The organism is Halobacteriovorax sp. RT-2-3 (assembly GCF_047085075.1).
Lineage (GTDB): Bacteria > Bdellovibrionota > Bacteriovoracia > Bacteriovoracales > Bacteriovoracaceae > Halobacteriovorax_A.
In genome coordinates this window covers 50,156-72,206 of the sequence record NZ_JBKIYF010000004.1, presented here as the reverse complement: position 1 = coordinate 72,206, position 22,051 = coordinate 50,156, and the positions used below count along the sequence as shown (strand labels likewise).

The following is a 22,051-nucleotide window of genomic DNA, read 5'->3' as shown; positions in this document are numbered from 1 at the left end:
AAATTATTTATAAATACCTAGATTTTAATAAAAAGTTAAAGGACTGACTTTGAAAAAAATTTTTATCGCACTGGCCTTAGCTAGTATCACATCAGTGGGACTTGCCCAGAGCATGACTCCTGTTTACCGTGCATTTGAAAACTCAGATTACGAGAAAGTTATCGAGTTACTTAACTCTCCAAATTATAAGAATTTTAAAAGTGCGAAGTCACCTGGTGTACGTGACTACCTGCTGGGGATTTCTTACTCTCGTATTCAAGAATATAACAAGGCGATTGAAGCATTTAATTCTGCGCTAAAAAAAGGAAACAAGGCCAGTGAGCTCTACTATGAATTAGGACAGGCCAACTTTGCAATTAACAATTTAGATAGTGCCATTGAAAACTTTAAAAAGTCAGAGAAGGCCAAGTATAAAGTCGAACAATCAAATTACTATATCGCCTATATCTATCAGCTTAAAGAAGAACCAAAGAATGCCAAAATCTACTTTAGACGACTTTTAAAAGACAAAAAAACTTCTAAAGAGATGAAGCAGATTTCATACTTTCAGATAGCAAATATGAATTTAGAAATCGCCAGAGAGACAAGTCGAACCAGAGAAATAGTCGAAAAGTATATCCTGCCAGATTATTACAAGGCCATCGATCTTGACCCAAATAGTTCCACTGCTGATGATATTGATAATCGTATAAAAGAAATAAAAAAAGAATTCTTCTTAGAAGAGGATAAGCTTGTAAACGGAGATCCTCTACCAAGTGAAAGACTAAGCCTAAGTGTAGAAGAGAAAATTACATATGATAATAATGTGACCCTATCAGATGACCTTCCAAGTTCAACAGGCACGAATAAAGACTCTTTCATTTCTCAAACTCGTTTTAATATTGATAAGGCTTTTAACTTTAAAAGAAGATATACAATTACACCTTCTTTAGAGATTAAGAATACAATCTATACAGATCGCGTTGATTCAGAAATTTATTCAAATGATAGTTATAATATCACTCCTGAAGTTGATATTGATTTCGCTTATCGCTACAATAAAAAGCCTGCTCGTTTTTTTACAAATCTCATTTATGACTATCAAGCGAAAGATATTAATGCTCAAAAAAGTAAAGAGTTCAACTATCGCTCTCAGCAAATAGAGCTTGGTAGTGAGATGCCTTTTTTCGAAACGGGTAATACAACTCTAACTTTTAAGTATCAAACATATTCATACTATGTAGATAGTCTAGAGCGTAGCTCAATGATTCTTTCCGCTGATCAAATTATCAAAAAGACCTACGGAATCTTTGTCTTATTATATCAATTTGATAGTAGTGATTACACAAACTCTCCAAACTTGAATACGACTTCTCACCTATTTCGTGTTGATTATATTGTGCCAGGCCTTTTTCCAAATACTAGTTTCAATGCCGGACTTTCGACAAACTTCATTAGTTATGAAGATGCTGCAACTGATGCAAGTCGAGGGCTTGAGATGACGACTTCATTAAATGCAAAACTTACACGTGTTATTAACAGAAATTTTGCATTTGGTTTCGAGTATATCTACACAAATAATAGCTCGGATGAAGACACAAGTAATTATACTGCCCATCAAACGGGTATTGACTTCTCTTATTATTACTAAGCATTAAGAAATACGGATTGCTATGAAAAATATAATTAAATACACGGGACTGTTTTTTATCATTTTATTTTCGTGCGTCAGTGTCTTCTTCTCTCTTTACTCTAGAACATATGATATAGGTTTTAGAAATCTCACTTCATATGCATCATTTTTTGAAAATCGATTCTACGATTTTAGAATGATGCAAACGATGGATCAGAATACACCAAATCCAAAACTAATTCTTGCCGATATTGATGATGATTCAATTAAAAGACTCGGTTCTTGGCCAATTACTCGCTCTCATTGGGGTACAATGGTAAGAAAACTACGCGGCTACGGGGCAAAAGTTATTGCCTTTGATGTCTTCTTTTCAGAAGCATCTCAAACATGCAACGATGTTAATCCAGATGATGAGTTAATTTCGGCCATTGAATACTTTCATGAAATTCCAAATAATCGAGTCATTATGCCTTATAACCTCGAAGTATATGGGACTGACCACTATCCTACTTTACCAGAAGACCTATATCTTTTTGCCCTAAACACAAAGGCCGGTGGAGTAAATTATGATATGGAGCCAACGATTATTTCAAACTCCGTATACCCTCTACAAGGAATCATCGATGCAGAAGCATCTCTAGGCTTCATTGAGGCCAGCGCAGATAATGATGGCGTTATCAGACACTATAAAGCACTTGCATTTCCTTACAGAGAAATTCATGTACCTTCATATGGGCTTTCATCATATATGCATTGGATTGGTGAATTTGATGAGAACGAAGAAGGTGAAAATAAGAATGTTTTTAAAACAGAACTTGATCTCAGTACTCAAGGTGGAGTGCCGATTCTAAAAACCAAAATGGGAGATGTAGAGCTAAACCTTAGAGGTGAAACTAAAGTACGCTGGATCGGAGGGGCCGATGCATATACTAGAATTCCAATTTATCAAATCATCGAAAAAGACCCTAATGATCCTGAACTAAAAAAATTATTTGAAGGCTCTCTTGTCTTTGTAGGTGCAACTGCATACGGTGCACACGACTTAAGAAATACGCCAATCGACTCAATGCTACCAGGAGTTCTGTTCCACATGAACTTCGTCCAGATGCTAATTGATGGCCACTTCTTTAAAAAATTTATCGACTCGGCCAAACTATCTTGGGCCCTACTTGTCATATCTGTACTACTACTCCTCCTAGTACAATTTAAAGAAAACCCTATCTTTGATCTATTTACACTCGTGGTCTTGATCTCAGGTCTTTACTACTCTGATACTTTCTACTTTATTCCACAAGGGTATGAAACAAAGCTATTTTGGTGCTTCTTTGCCCTAGTCTTATGCTATTCGTGGAATACAATTGTTAACTTCTATATGGCAAACCAAGACAAGGCGTTCTTAAAGAATGCATTTGGAAGTTATATCTCTCCTGAACTTATTGATGAAATGTATGAAGCAGGCTCAGCGCCAACTCTTGGTGGTACATCAGGAATTCGTACGGCCTACTTCACTGATATTCAAGGCTTCTCAAGCTTCTCAGAAAAGCTATCGGCAACACAGCTTGTTGAGCTTTTAAACGAATACTTAACGGCCATGACCGATATACTTCTCGAAGAAAAAGGCACACTTGATAAGTATGAGGGAGATGCTATTATCGCTTTCTTCGGTGCACCAATGGAGCTTCCTGATCATGCTAAACGTGCCTGTATGGTTGCTCATCGTATGCAAGAAGCACTACTAAAGCTAAGAAAAAAATGGGTTTCAGAGGGAGACAAGTGGCCAAAGATTGTTCACGATATGAGAATGAGAATAGGAATTAACTCAGGGGATATCGTAACAGGAAATATGGGTTCTGCTTCTCGTATGAACTATACAATGATGGGCGACTCTGTAAACCTTGCTGCCCGTCTTGAAGAGTCAGCAAAGCAATATGGTATTTTCACACAAGTTGCAAAAGAGACGGTTGAGCTTGCAGGAGATGAATTTCTATGGCGAGAGCTTGATACGATTCGCGTTGTTGGTAAATCAATTCCGGTAACAAGTTATGACCTACTTGGACTTAAAGCAACTGCTCCAGACTATTTAAAAGAGCTTGCTGATAAATTTTCAAAAGCTATCTTACTTTATAAGGCGCAAAAATGGGATGAGGCCATTGATTTATTTAAACACACTCTAGAGCTAGAATATATGCGCTTTCCTGATCTGAAAGGTGTAAAAACAAATCCATCTGAGATTTATATTAAACGCTGTGAAGATTATAAGGTTATCCCACCTCCACCGGAATGGGATGGTGTTTATACATTAACAAGCAAATAAAAAAAGCCTGCATAATGCAGGCTTTTTCTTAATTTGCTTTCATATAATCATAATCAATAGTAAATTTCACCGATTCTATCTTTGTATCAGTTTTAGGAATCGAGGTATTTATGAATCTAACACGATACTCTCCTAAAACAGAAGGTCGGGCATAAAACGGTACAACCTCGTCATTTGTAAGGTTTTTACCTAGAAGTGCTTCAAGGAATTTAAAATTAAGCTTTGAAGGCTCCTTAGGAAAATGCTCTCCAGATTTAGTGTTCACTGTTACTCCCCAGCTATACTCTTTCTCTTGTGCGAGCTTATATAGAACACCATTCTTTTCGATAATGTGATCAGCACCATGTTCAACAACTAAATCAAAAGTAGGAACTTTTTGACCGTTATCATAACTAGTATATTCTGTTTCGATTTTAAGGTTTCTAAATTTTAAGTTCTCTTTACCAGCAAAAAGTGATTTTATCTCAAAGAAATTAATATAAATATCCTTTCCATCATTTAAAGCTTCAATTTCTTTTTCCTTCAAATAATATGGAAAGCTACTATTTATAATTTCATCTTGAGCTAGAGAATCAACAGATTTACGAAAAACCTGCGATAATATTCTTTGATTCATTCTAAAGTAGTCTTCTAAGTCAGCTTTACTACCAACCTCACTTTCCTTAATATCATCTTCCATTTTCTTTATAATTGTATCTAGAGAATCGTAAAAGCCTATCTTTTCACCACTCATTAATCGGTATTGATAAGAATTATAAAGGTCATAATTATAAGAAAGGAGTCTATATTTTGCATCCTCTATAATATTCTTGAAATCTTGGCTTAAAATATATTTACTTTCATTTAGTAACAAATACTTTTCATCTGAAATTTTCGAAATTTTATTAAAACCTTCATTAATTCCAATAATGATATCTGAAATCTGAGAGTTGATGAATCTAACTTTTTCAGAAACAAGTTTTCTTTTTTCAATAAGCTCTCTTACAATTCGAGTAACCTCATTAAACATAGGGTCAGTTTTTTGAATCTTTTGAATCTCCTTCTCTACTTCATCCTTCGGGAAAGTAATTTTCTTATAATCTTCAATCTCTTCCATCGTTTGTTTGACAATAGGTTTAGCGAAATCAGTAACATCTTTAAGATATTTTGCTAGAACTTTTTTACGCTCTTCTCTTTTTCCTTCTACTTTAGAAGCCTTATCTAACTCAGCTTTAAGTGTACTATACTTAATCTTTTTAAAACCCTCATTCCAGTTATTCTTTGATTTAACCATGTCTTCATTTACTTCTTTTACAGATTTATAAAGACTATAAGAATTTTTTAAAGACTCTGTAATTGATGTTGCGTTAACTCCTTTATCAATAAATGTAGCAAGTGCACCTGTTGCAATACCGAGAGCTGGTTGCCCAATCGGAATAACCGAAGCAACAGCAGCAACAGATTTAACCGCCTTTAGAAATTTGATTTTACTTCTTCTATCATCGACATTTCTTCTCGCTCGCTCTTCGATCATATTTTGGAGACGATCGATCTCCTTCTTAAAGGTTTCTTCATATCCACGTAACTGTGAAACCTCTTTATTCAAAGCAGGTATTTGTTTTACAAGATCAGGAATAAGGTTATTACTACTTTCCAAGTCGTTATAAATACTATCTTGAAGTTGACTTAAAAGTTTTAATCTTTCTTCAGTGCTAACTTTTTTATTCTTATCAAGTGTCGCATAGTAAATGATTTCTAGAGAGTTTAATAATTCCTGTTTATAAACTTCAGTTGAAACCTCAAGACCAATAATTGGTACCGTATTGATTTGTTTATTAAAGTAGTTATGACCAATTTTAAGTTTTTGTAGATTTGTAAATATTGATAAACATAGATTCGTACGCTCAACATCGTCTTCGTCGATCTCTTGGCAGTATATAGCAAGTCCAGAAAAATACTCATATGCTTCATCAAAATAGTTACCTAAGTACAGATCTTTTCCATACTTGATTGCTCTTTCTAAATAACTATTTGTAATCCAACCATATTTATTAATGCTATCTTCGATAAATTCAACATTTCCGATATTTCCAAAATGAATTGTTGCCTTAGGTGACTTAACAGGTTGACCATCTATAAACTCTTTCTTAGTCGTTTTGTTAACCTTATCATTATGCCACCAAATATGATAAGCAGGGTTTGGCTTTCCAGCAGAACCACCAATATAGTCTGGAGCATCCTTACCTGTTGCTCCACCATTATTTATAATTAATTCTTTAGCAAGCGATACTGTACTTATAAAATTTCCACCGTTTCCACCGACACCAGCACTTCCACCAGGAATTGCATCTTCACCATCTGAAGGCCATACTTTATGCCCTATCTCTTTTTCTAGTTTAAAGTAACCATTACTCTTTACAAGTGTTGAAGGTCCACCTCTTTGACCTGGCCTAGGCCCAATTACAACATACTTATATATCTCCTTGTAAAGAACTCCTCCTCCTTGATCAATATTAGAATGATCTTCTCCATCATCACCATCCTTACCTAATCCAGCATCTTGTCCTTTTCCCCCAACAAGATTGAAGACAGCTCTTTTTGGTCCTTGAATCTCTAACTTTGCAATATTTAGATGAATATTACCGGCATTAGCTCCGGCCTTGCCATCTGTATAGACTTTAGCTCCATCAGAAATGAATGATGGTGTTGTTGAAATTTGTCCAGTAGGACCAATAATGAGTTTCTCAGCATTGATTGTTATATTAGTCGAAGGTAGCCAAATTTTAGAATTAATTACAATTTCTTTTGCATCAATAATCAACTCTTTCAAATCGTATTGATTACTTAAATAATCATCAAACTTATTTCCATCATCGATAATTAATTTAATGCCGCTTAAGCGAGCAAATTTTAAACCTTCCTTAAATTGAGTGTGGTTTAGCTCATTTTCACTAGTTATTCTTTGATAAGAAAAATCTGAATACCGTTCATCAGTGATATTTCGATCATCAAATCTTTTGTTAATAAATGGAGCCGCATTAATCGCATGAATCATTGGTTGTAGCTGTACATCTCCACGAGAAGTGGAAGAAGTAGGATCTGAAGTAACATCGCCAGTTTCGCTGTTTTCGATATTATTAGTGATATGCTGAATATTTTTATCACCACAAGAAATGAATAGTAGTATAACCACGATAAAAATCGGTCTCACGTATGCTCCTTAATAATTAATTTGTGAAAATGTACAACACCAAGAGATGTACATCCAACAAATTCTACCCAACTAAAAAATTTACATTTATAAAGTGAAATAAAACAACGTGATTTTAAGTGGTTATATAAAAGCCGGACTTTAATCCGGCTTTTATATTTCGAAAAGTATATAGAATTTTAGTAGTTTAATACTTTAAGAGCAGCTTCTACAACACGGTCTGTGTTTGGAAGAACTGCTTTTTCAAGGATTCTGTTGAAACCAACTGGAGTGAAAGTCGAACCAACACGTTGAACTGGAGCATCTAGAAGCTCAAACCCTTTGTCGTTGATCATGGCAGCAACTTCACCACCAAATCCACCAAATACCTTATCTTCGTGAACAACTAGCGCTCTATTTGTTTTCTTAACAGATGCAAGAACACCTTCTTCATCTAGAGGAGCAATTGATCTAAGGTCAACAACTTCTACGCTATAACCTTGAGCTGCAAGTTTCTCTGCTGCTTCAAGTGAGTGGTGTACTGTGTTTCCGTAAGTAATAATTGAAAGATCAGTTCCTTCACGTCTTACACGACACTTACCAAATGGAACTTCAAAGTCTTCTGGTACAACAGTCATTGCTTGTTTTGCGTTATATAGAGACTTTGGCTCTAGGTATAGAGTTGGCCCTTCACTTCTCATTGCAGTTCTTAGAAGACCAGCAGCATCGTCAGCGAAAGCTGGGCATACGATACGTACACCAGGAATACCTGCTAAGTTACCTTCAAGGTTTTGAGAGTGGTAAAGTCCACCACCGATATATCCACCAGAAGCAAGTCTGATTAGGATATTAGGTGCAAATGCTCCGTTTGATCTCCAGTAATCGTGAGAACACTCTACGTATTGCTCCATTGCTGGCCAGAAGTAGTCAGCGAATTCAGCACCTTCAACAACAACTCTGATGTCTTTGTTGAAACGTGAGAAACCATTTGCAGTTCCTAAGATATAGTCTTCAGCGATTGGACCGTTAAATACTCTGTCCTTACCAAATTCTTGTTGCATACCTTTTGAAACGTTAAAGATACCACCTTTATCTTTGTTGGCCATATCTTGTCCCCAAATGAAAGTATCTGGGTTATGTCTAAATTCTTTCTTAAGTTGACCATTGATTGCATCGATGAACTTCACCTCTTCACCAGACTCATTGTGAGTACCGTCAACATACTTCGTTGGAACGTGTGGCTCTGGAAGTACGAAGTCATAGATTGACTCAGGAGTTGGGTTTGGAGCTTTCATTGCTTTCTTGTGAGCTTCAAGTAGTTCAACCTTTGCAGCTGCATCGATTTCATCTAGCTCTGCTTCAGTGAAGATCTTGTTAGCAACAAGTTCTTTTCTAAATGCTACTAATGGATCTTGAGCTGCCGCTTCTGCTCTTTCTTCTTCTGAACGATAAAGCTCGTGCTTATCAGAGTTAGAGTGAGAGTGAATACGTACACAACGAGCGTGAACAATTACAGGCTCTTGTTGAGTTGCTGCAATTTCTCTTGCAGTTGCCATCGCGTTCATTGAATCAAAGATATCTTTTCCATCACAGTGAATGATGTGAAGGTTTAGGAAACCTGTAAAGTTATCAGCAACGTACTCGTTTGCTGTTTGATCACATTTTGGAACAGAAATACCGTATCCATTATCTTGGAATACAAATACAACTGGAAGCTTCTCGCGAGATGCACCGTTGATCGCTTCATAACAGTAACCTTCAGAAACTGAAGACTCACCTTGTGAAGAGTAAACAACACCATCATGCTTATAACGGTTGAATGCTCTTGCAGTACCTACAGCGTGTAGCGTGTGGTTACCTGTACAAGAAGATACGTTATGAATATTCCACTCTGGCTTTGCAAAGTGGTTAGACATGTGACGTCCACCAGAAGCAAGGTCAGTGGCTTTTGAAATACCATTTAAAAGAATTTCTTCTGCAGTTAAACCTGCCGAGAATGCAGTTAGCATGTCACGGTAGTATGGGAATAAGTGGTCTTTTCCTAATTCGAAAGTTTGACCAATTGCTAGTTGGATTCCATCGTGTCCTGCATATGGAGCGTGGTAAGACCAACCAATCGCTTGCTTAAGATAGTTTGGCGCACGATCATCTAACATACGTCCAAGACTTAGTAGCTCATACCACTGCTTAAGTGTTGCTTTATCTGTGTTTTTCCAAGTGTACTTTTTCTTAGGCTTAAGAACAGTTGCCATTATCAACCTCGTATTTTCATCTAGTTATAAATCTTAAGTGAAACGGAATTTAACCATAATTTAACGGAATTGGAAAGAAATAGTGGCGCTGTCGTAACTAAAGACAATACTTTTTATGACCACTTGCACAAGCGTATTCTTGGTATTTTTTTGAAAGTGCTGGAGAATCAGATTCTATCAATTCTCCAAGCTTTCCACAGGCCAGCATACTACCACCGCGACCTTGCCGGCAGGCCTTATTTAAAAGGCTTTTGTAATCATCTTTAGGCAATAATTTTTTCTTGATCTGGCTTAACTCATAGCAAGATGACGCATCATTAATCTCACAAAGTCGTTCAATATATTTCAACTCTAGCTGCTTTTTATTGTCTAACTTTGCCAGTTTTCTACCATCGAGACAGGCCTGAAGTTGACGACTTTGAGAAAAATCGTCACGGAAACATACCGTATGAGCATCACCTCTTAGTTTATCTTGTTCAACTTGAGTAACCCTCTTTTGTAAAAGCCCCATGATTGGATCAAGAAATAAGGCAATCACCCCCACAGTGATTGTAAGAAATAGCCACCCAGGAATTGCTTCAATTAACTGACTAAGCTTCTTCACATTTTAAATCAATGAATTCAAATTTTGTCACATCAACTAATCCCATGTCTGTTATTTTAAGAGTTGGAATAACAGGCAGAGCTAAGAAGGCCATTTGAATAAAAGGCTCACTTACCGCAACTTCAATTTCTTTACATGCGACCTTAAGTCTTATGATCCCCTCATTGATTGTTTCAGCAGACTCTAAACTAAGAAGACCTGCAATTGGAAGCGCAAGAGATGCAGTGACTCTCCCCTTATCCACAACACAGAAGCCACCAGCATTTTCAATAACTTCATTAGCAGCTGTTGCAATATCTTGAGGCGTCTTTCCAATAACGACAATATTGTGAGAGTCGTGAGCAACACTTGAAGCAATCGCTCCACGAGTTAGCCCCATACCTTTAACAAGGCCCAAACTAGGCTTGCGATTTTGTCCGTATCTTTCAATAACTGTTATAAATGAAATATCATCTTGCTCAAATTCTTCACCATCAAATTTTACTTTTAAGTGATTTGTGATGATTTCATCTTTTACAATTTCCATCACGTTATATGTTCCTGGTGTCAGGTCATAATTAAAATCAGTAGGTGCTAAGAAATTTCTCTTAATCGTATTTTCTTTTGGCGGCTGAGACTTTTCTAATTTCTCATTAACCTTTGCAGGTAAATCAAGCTCACTTACAAGCTTACCTTTTTTAAATACTTCCTTCACATCAACGTCTTCAAGTTTTCCAACAAGAACGATATCAGCTTGTTTACCAGGAGCAATCAGACCTAGTTTCTTTAAACCAAAGTGTTTGGCGGCCGAGAAGCTTGATAGCCTATAAGCAATGTGTGCAGGTGTTCCAAGCTCATTAATCATTTTCTTGATCATATAGTTAATATGACCTTCATTAAAAATTTCATATGGGTTTCTATCATCAGTACATAGTAGACACTGACAAGAGTTAAACTCGTTAACAACTGGGGCCAGAGTTTTTAAGTTCTTGGCAACAGATCCCTCACGAATAATAAGTCCCATACCTTTTTGAAGTTTTTCTTTTGCTTCATCTGCAAAGATTGTCTCGTGACAATTTTGAATTCCTGCTGCGATATAAGCATTAAGCTGTTTCCCACGAAGCATTGGCGAGTGCCCGTCAAGATTAAGCTCTGCAAACTCTTCAACTTTTTCAAGTACACCTTCCACACCATTGATGACACCTGGAAAATTCATCATTTCAGCAAGGCCAAGAACACGAGGATGCTCCTTATATTTTTTCATATCAATGATATCAAATTGACCACCGTTTGTTTCAAAGCCAGGAAGAGCAGGAATACACGAACTCACCTGAACAAAGAGGTTTTGATCCATCAGTTCACTACATCTTAGAAACCAAGAAAAACCACGATCACCCATAACATTAGTAATCTCATGTGGATCACAAATGGCAGTAGTTGTTCCAAGAGGAAGAGTTAGCCTTTCAAATTCAAATGGGTGCATCATTGAAGATTCAACATGAAGGTGGCCGTCAATAAAGCCAGGAACCGCTGTCGCTCCACCAGCGTCATAAATACGCTTAGCAGGCTGCTCATCGTATTCCTTACCAATTCCTGCAATAGTTTTTCCAGAGATGGCAATTGAGCTCTCAACCACTTCCCCATTAACAAGATCTAAAATCTTTACATTTTTAATAAGTAAATCAATCTCACCATCGCCGCGAGCAGTCTTCAAAACCTCTCTTAATTCTTGTGGTGATAATTTTTGTGTTTCCTTATTTGCAAGTGACATCTTTGACCTCTATAATGTTGTGGAATCTTAATCCTACTATAACTAAAAGGAGCACTGGATGCCAATAGCTACTTATGAACAATACTGCGATATGTTAGATAGCGCTAAAAAAGGCGGATACGCATATCCGGCCATTAACGTAACATCTACTTCAACAGCAAATGCTGCCATCAAGGCCTTCGCTGATATGAAATCAGATGGAATTATCCAAGTTTCAACTGGAGGTGGTTCATTTGCTTCAGGCCAGGCCCTGAAAGATGAAGTCCTAGGTGCAATCTCTCTAGCTCAACACGTTCACCTTGTTGCTGCAAAGTACGATGTACTTATTGCTCTACATACTGACCACTGTCACCCAGAAAAAGTTGATAGCTTTTTAATTCCTCTTATTGAAGAAACAGAAAAAAGAAGAGCTCAAGGTCAACCAAACCTTTTCCACTCACATATGTTTGATGGTTCAGTTCTACCTACTGCTGAAAATATTGAAATGAGTAAGAAGCTTTTAGAGAGATGTGCTAAGAGTGAAATTATTCTTGAAATTGAAACAGGTGTTGTTGGTGGTGAAGAAGATGGTGTTAATAATGAAGATGCACCAGCAGATAAATTATACACAACACCAGAGGAGATGGTTGAAGTAACAAAAGCACTTCGCCCTCTTGGTAAGTTTATGTATGCGGCCACTTTTGGTAACGTTCACGGCGTCTATAAGCCAGGTAACGTAAAGCTTCGTCCACAAGTTTTAAAAGACGGACAAGCTGCTGTTACGGCTGAGCTTGGAGCAGATGCAGAAAACTGGCTAGTTTTCCACGGTGGTTCAGGAAGTGAGCTATCTGAAATTCACGAAACACTAAACTATGGTGTTGTAAAAATGAATATCGACACTGACACTCAATATGCATACTCTCGTCCAGTAGTTGATCACATGTTCAAGCACTACGATGAGATGCTAAAGATCGAAGGTGAAGTTGGAAACAAGAAACAATACGATCCTAGAACTTGGATGAAAAAAGCTGAAAACGCAATGACTGAACGTATTGCACAAGCTTGTCGTGACTTAAAGTCAGATGGAAAGTCGATCAACCTTTAATTAAAAAATTCTAAAGAGTGGGTATTACGAAACTCGTGGTACCCACTCATACTTCATTAATAAATTCTTCACAATTCATCCATATACTAAAAATATGAAAGTATTAATTAGTGGTGGTTCAGGTTTTATTGGCACAAATTTAACACAATCTTTGCTTGAACACGGCCACGAGGAAGTGCGCATACTCACACGCGATATTTCAAATAAACAAAGCAATGAGCAAGTAAAGTATTACAAGTGGGATGTGGAAAAAGGCGAAATGGATATGGCGGCCCTTATGGGGGTAGATGCCGTCATTAACCTTGCTGGTGAAAATATCGCAGACTCCCGTTGGAGCGAAGAAAAGAAAGACAAGATCTATAACTCACGTATCAACGCGACAAACTTACTTCACGACAAATTAAAACAGCTTGGAACAAGAGGACTCCCTCTGCCGAAAAAATTTGTTAGTACTTCGGCAATTGGTATTTACGGCGACCGCTCCGATGAAGAGCTCACAAGTGACAGCAGTATCAGCGGTGATTTTTTGGCCGAAGTCTGTCAGCACTGGGAGTCCAGCGCACTAAGAATTCAAAACCTAGATATTGATGTCAAAATTATCAGAGTTGGAATTGTTCTTTCAAGTGAAGGAGGTGCACTTGCAAAAATGCTCCCCGCATTTAACTTAGGTCTTGCAGGACGCATTGGCGACGGTCATCAGTACATGAGCTGGATTCACATTAGAGACCTTTGTGACCTTTACTGCTTCTTAATCGAACATGACACCGAAAAACAAGTCATAAACGGAGTAGCACCTAACCCAATTGAAAATATTGATTTCACACAAACACTGGGAAGAGTTCTTCACCGTCCTACTTTTATTCCGCTGCCAGAATTTGCAGCTAAAACAATTTTTGGTGAAATGTCTCAGATTATGCTCGCAAGTCAAAAAGTTTCATGTGAGGAGAATAAGGCCTGTGGCTTTGAGTACTCATTTAATTTTCTTGAGGCTGCTCTAAGAGATACCCTAAAGAATCATAGCGAATAATTTTCATCCTCTACTATCTTTCTATTTCAAAAAGAGAGATAATCTCCGAATGGAAGATTTCACATTAGTTCAAGCTCTCATTATTTTTACTCTCATTACTTTCGCAGGATTTATCGACTCCATGGCCGGAGGTGGTGGCCTAATAACAATCCCTACTTATATTGCAACAGGTGTCCCTGCTCACCTTCTGCTTGGTACGAATAAATGTGTTTCATGTATTTCAAAATCACTTTCAATCATTCGCTATGTGAAGCGTGGCAAGATTGACTTTAAATTTATTCTACCTCCAACAATTGCAACTTTTAGTGCTTCTTTAATTGGTGCCCAACTTAGCACTATCCTTGAGTCAAAGCACATGGTCTATATTTTAATCTTAATCATTCCAATCATCTTCTTTATGAACCATCTAAAGAAGAAAAGAGAATTAATGGATCACTCTCCACTTGAAAAGATGCAGGTTCTTTTTCGCTCAGTTCTTATTGGACTAGTCATTGGTGGTTATGATGGCTTCTTCGGCCCAGGAACCGGAACATTTCTTATCATCTCAATGATGTTCTTTCTTCATTTCGACATACTTGATGCCTCACCTCATGCGGCATTTATGAACTACGTAAGTAATATTGCGGCCTTTATTACGTTCTTAATCAAGGGTGCTATTATGTGGAAGATTGTTGCAATCGCCCTGCCGGCAGGACTTCTTGGGAATTACCTCGGCTCAAGCCAAGTTATTAATGGCAATAAGGCCACAGTCACAACAGCATTTAATGTTGTTCTTGTGGGCCTTTTATTTAAGTCTATTTACGATATTAGTACGATGTAGGACAAGAAACTTTTCTAAGTTTAAAAGTGAAAGCGCGATCGATATTGCGAGCTTGAGATTTTAGTTCAACACTTCCCTCAAAGAAAGCTCCAACTTTATTAATTGAAAGCTTTAGGCGGTGATCAACTTTCTCATACATCTCTTTTTGCGAACGATACATATAAATATCCTCATCAACCTCATAGCTTAGCGAATTCTCACTCCAAGAATATTCACCTAGGTCTTGGAAGAGAATAATTGGTGAATACGAGTAATACACATCATCTCTTACACCAGTAAAGAAATTGAAAACATTGATTGGCTCAATACGATTAGTCTCAACATTTTTATAAGTTCGAGAAAAGCTATAATCTTCATAAGTGGTAAGATTTCTCTCATAATCAGGTCCATGTGGAACAGACTGCTGATTATGTTCAATTGTTTCAAAACATCCGTATAGCTCTTGAGGAGTGATTGCAAATAGGTTTACTGTAACAAGTAAGCTTAATAAGTATTTCATGTGAAAATCCTTTTCATTTTTATAACTTAGCTACCATTTTAGGTGACAATTAAATTATGAGCAAATAAGCAAAACTTACATCAATAAAAAAATTTAAAGATGTAACAAATCACAAGAACTTTACAAGGCGCTGACTTCGTTCAACTTAGGGACAGATAGAATGAGAATGTACTAAGGATGTGTATATGAAATATTTTTCAATTCTTACTCTTTGCCTATTATTGACGAATCCTAATAATGAATTGAGAGGACAAGGGGGAAATTCAATTAAGAACAAAAGCAAACAGGCCAACTTTATTTCTCGTATTCGACTGAATACAAGAAGAGGCCTTCTTTATTATCCATTCATTCCACGCTACATGATCGCATAGTGCTTAATGCTTAATGATGAAATCTTCTTTTGGAAATCTAAACTGTGGGCCGTAAACGCCTTTACTAGAACGCTTTCCTACTCCAAGTACCATTGTGACATGATCCTTGCATCCAAGACCTAATAGCTTCTTTACGCGTTTAGCATCAAAGCCTTCCATTGGAAGCGTGTCATAACCTTGAGCGCGAATTGATAGCATGATATTTTCACAGGCAAGTGCCGTTGTCTTATGCGCCCAAGTTCTAAGCTCAGATGGAAACATTGGCTCACGAAAGATCACTTGGAATAGGCCAATTGTATTATAGAAAGCCCATTTAAGAGGTGAAAAAATACCAAAAGGTCCCATATAACCATAGGCCATTGGGGCGATCTTTGAATAGTACGCTTTTACGGCCTTAGGAACTTCAATGCCATCTTTCTTTGAGGCGGCTTCAAGAGAAGCAAGCATGCGCTCACAATTCTTCTTCCAAGTGCCAGTCTTTGCCACACAGACAATTAGATGCTTTGCTGTTTTGGCACCATTTTGACCAAAACAAAGTTTTGCAAGTTCTGATCTCTTATCTTCAGATTTAACCCAGTGAAACTCCCAAGGTTGAAGATTAGAAGAATTTGGTGCAAGCAGACCGTGCTCAATTGCCTTTTGAACAACCTCATCCGGAACTTCTTCATCACCAAAGACACGAACAGAGCGGCGTGAAGAGACAACTTTTTCGAATTCTTTAAAATCAATTTCCGGAGCAACTTCCGTATAATTTAATTCAAGTTCTTCAGTAAAAATATTATCACTCACGCCAGTCTCCCTTCGTTAACTATGAATTTAAAGTTTTAGATAGTTTTTCAAAAACATTCTTCGAAGTCTTTTCGTCATTAACGATTGCTTCAAGCTCAAGACGTGCAATCTCTTTAAGATCAGCTGGCATCTTACGGTAATCATTAAATGCACCAGCAAGTCGAGAACCTGATTGAGGGTTAATTGCATCAACCTTTCTAATCATTTCAGCAATGAACTTAAGTCCACGTCCACTTTCGTGATTGAATTGAACTTTATTACGAGCAAATGTTCCAATTAGTGACGATACTAAGTTTGGTACATTCATATCAAAGACTTCATCTTTCATTAACTCTTGTACGCGATCAAAAGTTGAGTCATCACTTGAACTTGCCTGAACACTTAGCCACTTTTGCATAACAAGTGTTTGATCTTTAAAACGTGTATAGAACTCTTGTAAAGACTCAGCAGCACCAGGAAGCTTTTCGTGAACGATAACAGCTAGAGAGTTCATCATATCAGTCATATTTGTCGCAGTTTCAAAACACTTACGAGCAAGAGCTTGGTGTCCATCAATTTTAGCAAGACAACTAAGAGTAAAGCCTCTTAACCTTCTCTCACCCATTGCCTTAGCATCTACCTTGAATTCTCTTTCCGTACTAAGATCATTGTAAATAGCAACTAGATCTTGTTCATAAGTACTCGCAAGTAGCGTATATAACTTCTCTCTTGCTTCATCGATAGCGCGATAATCTGGGATAGTAATTGTTGAAGCAATATCAGTCATCGATGGCAGCCCAAGACATACGGCCTTAAACTCTTCATCAATATTTTGATCCTTAAGGATTGCCCCCCATGCTTGAATAAATTTCTCATCAACTTGGTAATTTGAATCACTAAGAAGTGCATGAATATTTTTAAGAGCAAGTGCTTGTCCCGCTTCATAACGATTGAAATCGTCATTATCATTTGCCATTAAGAAAATGAAGTCTCCATCTGTTAGATCCGATCGCAGAACAACAGGTGCACTGAAGTTTCTATTTAGAGATGCTACTGGTCTTTCTGTGATATTTTCAAATACGAATACTTCTGAATCTTTTTTAATATGAAGAAGTCCTCTTCCAAGATCAGCTTGATCGTCTCTATTTTTCAGAGCAAGCTTCATATCAACACCTTTGCTATCAAGAAGTCCGATAACAAATGGCATATGGAATGGCTCTTTTGTTGGCTGCCCTGGGGTTGCAGGCGTTGATTGATTTACAGTTAGAGTAAATTCATTTGCCGCTTCATCGTAACTAGTCGTTACATCAAGAACAGGTGTTCCCGCTTGATCATACCATCTTCTAAATTGAGAGAAATCGTAATTATCATTGGCGACACTCATTGCATTTGTGAAATCTGCTGTCGTTACCGCTTGCCCATCATATAGCTCAAAATACTTATCCATACCACGTTGGAAACCTTCTTCTCCAAGTAGTGTGTGATACATACGAATGACTTCTGAACCTTTTTCATAAATAGTCATGGTATAGAAGTTATTCATTTCAATGTATGACTTTGGCTGAATTGGGTGTGACTGCGGGCCAGCATCTTCAGGGAACTGAGCTGCTCTAAGATTAATAACGTCGTTAATACGACAAACTGATCTTGAGTTTAGATCTGCAGAGAACTCTTGGTCTCTAAATACAGTAAGACCTTCTTTAAGAGTTAGCTGGAACCAATCACGACAAGTTACACGATTTCCTGTCCAGTTGTGGAAGTACTCATGTCCAACTACTGATTCAATACCAAAGAAGTTATGATCTTCTGCTGTCTCTTTTGAAGCAAGAACGTAAGCAGAGTTAAAGATATTTAAACCTTTGTTCTCCATTGCACCCATATTGAATGAGTCAACGGCAACAATCATATAGATATCAAGATCGTACTCAAGTCTAAATCTATCTTCATCCCACTTCATTGACTTCTTAAGTGATTCCATTGCATGGTGAGACTTATCTTCATTTCCTTTATCGACAAAAACCTGAAGCTTAACTTCACGGCCTGACTTTGTTGTAAATGTATCTTCAATTAGAGCAAGATCTCCAGCGACAAGAGCATAAAGGTATGCAGGTTTTGCAAAAGGATCATTCCACACAGCAAAGTGCTTCCCACCTTCTAGATCGCCTTGTTCAATTAGGTTTCCGTTAGATAGTAGAAATGGGTATGCTGCTTTGTCTGCAACGATCTTAGTTGTAAAAATGCTTAAATTATCTGGACGGTCGATAAAGTAAGTAATTCTTCTAAATCCTTCAGGCTCATTTTGCGTACAAAACATTCCACCTGATTTATATAAACCATCAAGAGCAGTGTTGGCCTTTGGGTTAATTTCATTGTGAATCTCAAGAGTGAACTTTTCTGTTGGAAGTGCACTAAGAGTTAAGATCTCTTTTTCTTCGTTGTAGTTTTTAAATTCTTCGCCGTTAACTTTTACAGATTTTAGAATTAATTCTTCACCATTAAGTTCAAGAGTCTGACCGCTTAATGGGACAATTTCCATCGTTGAACATACTTGAGTTTTTGTATCATCTAAATGAAATTCAAGATTAACTGTCTCGATTTTGTGAGTTGGCGCTTGATAATCCGCCAAATACTTGACCACAGGAGTTTCGCTTTTCATATATACCTCGTTATTTCCTATAATTTTGAGTATTTATTTGTAGAATTTGCCACAATTTGAACTGAATGAAAACTTTGATTAGAATATATTTAATATTAAACACTTAAATTAATTTAGAGATTATTAAAGTGAGAACTTGATGGATGCGAATAAGAAATTTTATTTCTCAGAAATTCCCTTTGAAGAGAAGATAAGTTTTTTAAAAAGGGCCCTAAGCGATGGATTAATCATTGAAATCTGGCGCAAAGGACAAGAAAAAGATAAAGTCGAAAGCTTCAAAATTAAATCTTTTGATGAAAGTGAACTCGAATTCACTCTAGACTTTGACGCAAGCCTAATTGCGAAATTGGCAGGTTCAAAAAACAAGGACAATGAAGTTCTTCTAAAAATTAAGTTTAAATCAGTTATTTTATTTTCGAGTTCATACCTAAGCTTCATTGCGGCAGAAGAAGTTTATAAGCTTAAAGTTGATCGTCCCGTCTATAAGAGTCAGCAACGATCTAACTACCGCTTGCATGCAAATGCTTACATCCCTATTCAGATTAAAATCGAAGAAGATGTCTTTGATTGCAACGATATCTCGGCCGGTGGAATTAGCTTTAACTGCCCAAAAGACTTCGCTGACAAATTCAAGAAAGAATCAATTTTTGATAATGCAACGGTAAGACTTGCGTCGAAACGATTTGAAATTCCACAAGTAAAAATTGCAGCGACTTGGCCAATTGAAAATAATGAAGAAACACCAATGGGGATTGGTATCGCCTTTATGAATATGGACAAAGAAGTCGAAGAAGATCTTGTGCTTTCAATTAATTCAGAGGCCCGCGGAGAAGAGCTTAGGAAGCAGGCGGCAATGAAGAAAGGCACTTAGAGCTTTTATTTTCTTTTAAATTCAATTCTTTGAAGTAAGTATCTAACTCAACTTGTTTGAGAATATCTTTTAATACCCTCTCATTACCTTTAGAAAAGTAATCCTTGAAAGCAAGAATTGTTTCAAGCTTAGGGCACCCGATTGGCATACTAAGAATGAAGGCATTAATATCTTCTTGCTTAATGCCCTCAGTGAGAAAGCGCTTATAATTTCTATCGTGCCAGGCCTCGAGGTAGCGGGCCAGATAAACAGATATTCCAGTTTTATGTGAATCAATTTTAAAGAAGTTTTTTGCAACAAAATCCTTGAGATCTTCATGATTCGGAATGGCACTTATCAAGGCACCAAGATCTTTGTAAGCAATGCTGCCTTGATCTTTTTCAAGTAAGTGGATAAACATTCTCAAGTCTCCCGATTTCTCAAACCAAGGCCTAGGAAGCTTGATGGCCATGAGATAGAAAGACTTTTTGGCCTTGTCAGAATTTGTAGCATTAACTAATTTTAAAAATTTTCCTCTAAGATTTTGGAAATAATCATAGCACTTATAGTGATGGCAATTGGCCATTGCCGCTAAGTACATTTCGACTTGAACAGTGCTCATCTCCCCTTCTTCAAGTGAAAGATGAGAGCAGCCGCCAACAGAAATAAGCTTGCCACAAATATAGTAGATATCATCTCCATAATGAACGTGATACCTTTTGAACTCTTTCTTTGAACGATTTAAAATACTTACAAGTGAACTTCGGTATTCAATAGGCCCATTTAGAGAGCTTAGGATTTCTTTTCGATCACAAAAAGTATTTAAATCACAAGGAGGTTTCCAATCAGAAACTTCAATTTGTGTTTTTTCATCTTGAATATTCTGCTGCTGACACGAAGCAAAAACAGTTAAGATAATAAACATGATGCATGTTTTAAAAGTGAATAATTTAAGTACCATAGGCGCTGTCACTGTGCGTATAATTTGTTGACTTGTCAACTCAATCTAGCTAAATTCAAGCTTACCTCTATTATTAATACAATTCGAATGAGATGTGAAATATGGCACTAAAATTTTCTAGCGCAGCTGACCGCTTGATGGACATGGCAGCAATGCTAAAATCTAAAGATCTTTATCCTTTTTTCCGCCAAATTGGTGACTCAGAAGGAACGATAGTAAAGATTGATGGAAAAGATCAAATCATGATCGGTTCAAATAACTACCTAGGCCTAACACATCACCCTCACGTAAAAGAAGCGGCCATTAAGGCCATTGAAAAATATGGAACTGGTTGTACAGGATCTCGTTTCTTAAACGGTAACCTAACAATTCACGAAGAACTTGAAGAAAAGCTAGCGCGCTACCTAGGACACGAAAAAGCTCTTATCTTCTCAACTGGTATGCAAACAAATCTTGGTGCTCTTTCTGCTATCTGTGGCCCAAGAGACTGTATGCTCTTTGATTCAGAAAATCATGCTTCAATTATCGATGCCTCTCGCCTAGCAATGGGAACGACATTTAAGTATCGCCACAACGATATGGAGTCTTTAGAGGAGCAACTTGAAGCAAATATTGATCGCTTCCAAAAAGTAATCATCGTTGCAGATGGTGTTTTCTCAATGACTGGTGATATTGCAAACCTACCAGAGATGGTTAGACTTGCTGAAAAGTATGGTGCTTATATTTACGTCGACGATGCTCACGGTATCGGTGTTATGGGAGAAAAAGGCGCTGGGACAATGAACCACTTTGGTGTAACTGATAAGGTTCACTTAAACATGGGAACATTCTCAAAGTCATTTGCTTCAATTGGTGGAGTTCTTTCAGGTGATGCTGAAACAATCAACTATGTAAAACACCTAGCAAGATCTTTCATGTTCTCTGCTTCAATGGCACCATCTGCTGTAGCAACTGTTTCGGCATGTATTGACGTTATTAACTCTGACGATACAATTCACGATCGCCTATGGGACAATGTTAAATTCATGAGAAATGGTTTCCAGGAAATCGGGTTCTATACATACAACTCCCAAACTCCTATTATTCCAATCTTTATTGGTGATGATGTTAAATCAATGCTTGTAACTAAATTTCTAGGTGAAAATGGAGTCTTTGCAACTCCAGTTGTACCACCGGCAGTTCCTAAGGGTGAAGCATTAATCAGAACAAGTTACATGGCCACTCACAACAAGAGTGAGCTAACAAAAGTTCTAGAAGTTTTTGCAAGAGCAAAGAAAGAGTTTGATATCCCTTCGACAATGGGACACTAATTAT

At 37.3% G+C, this 22,051-nt stretch carries 16 protein-coding genes; 8 read left to right on the top strand and 8 right to left on the bottom strand.

Annotated elements, in window-relative coordinates; all coding sequences use genetic code 11:
- Window positions 1-49 precede the first annotated feature (49 nt).
- Together ACMAYX_RS15400 and ACMAYX_RS15395 are read left to right on the top strand one after the other, a co-directional pair.
- Complete coding sequence (locus tag ACMAYX_RS15400; protein ID WP_103219040.1) at window positions 50-1,630, top strand: hypothetical protein; 1,581 nt, start codon at window positions 50-52, stop codon at window positions 1,628-1,630.
- A 22-nt stretch (window positions 1,631-1,652) separates the two neighbouring features.
- Window positions 1,653-3,926, top strand: coding sequence for a CHASE2 domain-containing protein (locus tag ACMAYX_RS15395; protein WP_412472136.1), 2,274 nt, complete (start codon window positions 1,653-1,655; stop codon window positions 3,924-3,926).
- A 28-nt stretch (window positions 3,927-3,954) separates the two neighbouring features.
- Here the strand turns inward: ACMAYX_RS15395 and ACMAYX_RS15390 are convergent, their stop codons facing one another.
- The 4 genes from ACMAYX_RS15390 to adeD form a co-directional block, all read right to left on the bottom strand.
- Window positions 3,955-7,116, bottom strand: a complete 3,162-nt coding sequence (locus tag ACMAYX_RS15390) for a coiled-coil domain-containing protein (protein WP_412472135.1) — start codon at window positions 7,114-7,116, stop codon at window positions 3,955-3,957.
- 179 nt (window positions 7,117-7,295) lie between these two features.
- The gene (locus ACMAYX_RS15385) at window positions 7,296-9,347 is read right to left on the bottom strand and encodes a thiamine pyrophosphate-dependent enzyme (RefSeq protein WP_103219043.1); all 2,052 of its coding nucleotides are present in this window, start codon (window positions 9,345-9,347) and stop codon (window positions 7,296-7,298) included.
- A gap of 97 nt (window positions 9,348-9,444) precedes the next feature.
- The gene (locus ACMAYX_RS15380) at window positions 9,445-9,951 is read right to left on the bottom strand and encodes a hypothetical protein (RefSeq protein WP_103219044.1); all 507 of its coding nucleotides are present in this window, start codon (window positions 9,949-9,951) and stop codon (window positions 9,445-9,447) included.
- On the bottom strand, window positions 9,938-11,701 hold the full coding sequence (adeD, locus tag ACMAYX_RS15375; protein ID WP_103219045.1) for an adenine deaminase: 1,764 nt from the start codon (window positions 11,699-11,701) through the stop codon (window positions 9,938-9,940). Before adeD ends, ACMAYX_RS15380 begins: the two co-directional genes overlap by 14 nt.
- 58 nt (window positions 11,702-11,759) lie before the next feature.
- Between adeD and fbaA the strand changes: the two genes are divergently transcribed.
- The 3 genes from fbaA to ACMAYX_RS15360 all read left to right on the top strand — a co-directional run bounded on the left by fbaA (window position 11,760) and on the right by ACMAYX_RS15360 (window position 14,632).
- A complete protein-coding gene (fbaA, locus tag ACMAYX_RS15370; RefSeq protein ID WP_103219046.1) occupies window positions 11,760-12,785 on the top strand; it encodes a class II fructose-bisphosphate aldolase in 1,026 nt (341 codons plus the stop codon).
- Between the two features lie 94 nt (window positions 12,786-12,879).
- Complete coding sequence (locus ACMAYX_RS15365; protein ID WP_103219047.1) at window positions 12,880-13,812, top strand: TIGR01777 family oxidoreductase; 933 nt, start codon at window positions 12,880-12,882, stop codon at window positions 13,810-13,812.
- 49 nt (window positions 13,813-13,861) lie between these two features.
- The gene (locus tag ACMAYX_RS15360; RefSeq protein ID WP_103219048.1) at window positions 13,862-14,632 is read left to right on the top strand and encodes a sulfite exporter TauE/SafE family protein; all 771 of its coding nucleotides are present in this window, start codon (window positions 13,862-13,864) and stop codon (window positions 14,630-14,632) included.
- On the opposite strand, the gene ACMAYX_RS15355 is transcribed toward ACMAYX_RS15360, so the two are convergent.
- Window positions 14,619-15,131, bottom strand: a complete 513-nt coding sequence (locus ACMAYX_RS15355; RefSeq protein WP_392992324.1) for a hypothetical protein — start codon at window positions 15,129-15,131, stop codon at window positions 14,619-14,621. The two genes, ACMAYX_RS15360 and ACMAYX_RS15355, sit on opposite strands and share 14 nt — an antisense overlap.
- 185 nt (window positions 15,132-15,316) lie before the next feature.
- Here ACMAYX_RS15355 and ACMAYX_RS15350 point away from each other — a divergent pair, with 185 nt between their 5' ends.
- Window positions 15,317-15,502: a hypothetical protein gene (locus ACMAYX_RS15350; protein WP_412470059.1), complete on the top strand. Its 186-nt coding sequence runs from the start codon at window positions 15,317-15,319 to the stop codon at window positions 15,500-15,502.
- 3 nt (window positions 15,503-15,505) lie between these two features.
- On the opposite strand, the gene ACMAYX_RS15345 is transcribed toward ACMAYX_RS15350, so the two are convergent.
- Complete coding sequence (locus ACMAYX_RS15345; RefSeq protein WP_412470060.1) at window positions 15,506-16,291, bottom strand: nitroreductase family protein; 786 nt, start codon at window positions 16,289-16,291, stop codon at window positions 15,506-15,508.
- Between the two features lie 19 nt (window positions 16,292-16,310).
- Entirely contained in the window at window positions 16,311-18,926 is a 2,616-nt protein-coding gene (pepN, locus tag ACMAYX_RS15340) for an aminopeptidase N (RefSeq protein ID WP_412472134.1), read from the bottom strand.
- Between the two features lie 139 nt (window positions 18,927-19,065).
- Between pepN and ACMAYX_RS15335 the strand changes: the two genes are divergently transcribed.
- Window positions 19,066-19,797: a PilZ domain-containing protein gene (locus ACMAYX_RS15335; protein WP_103219053.1), complete on the top strand. Its 732-nt coding sequence runs from the start codon at window positions 19,066-19,068 to the stop codon at window positions 19,795-19,797.
- Here the strand turns inward: ACMAYX_RS15335 and ACMAYX_RS15330 are convergent.
- Window positions 19,763-20,701 (bottom strand): hypothetical protein, encoded by a 939-nt coding sequence (locus ACMAYX_RS15330; protein WP_392992332.1) that lies wholly within the window; start codon window positions 20,699-20,701, stop codon window positions 19,763-19,765. The genes ACMAYX_RS15335 and ACMAYX_RS15330 overlap by 35 nt on opposite strands.
- A gap of 137 nt (window positions 20,702-20,838) precedes the next feature.
- Between ACMAYX_RS15330 and spt the strand changes: the two genes are divergently transcribed.
- Complete coding sequence (spt, locus tag ACMAYX_RS15325; protein ID WP_103219055.1) at window positions 20,839-22,047, top strand: serine palmitoyltransferase; 1,209 nt, start codon at window positions 20,839-20,841, stop codon at window positions 22,045-22,047.
- The last annotated feature ends 4 nt before the right edge of the window (window positions 22,048-22,051 follow it).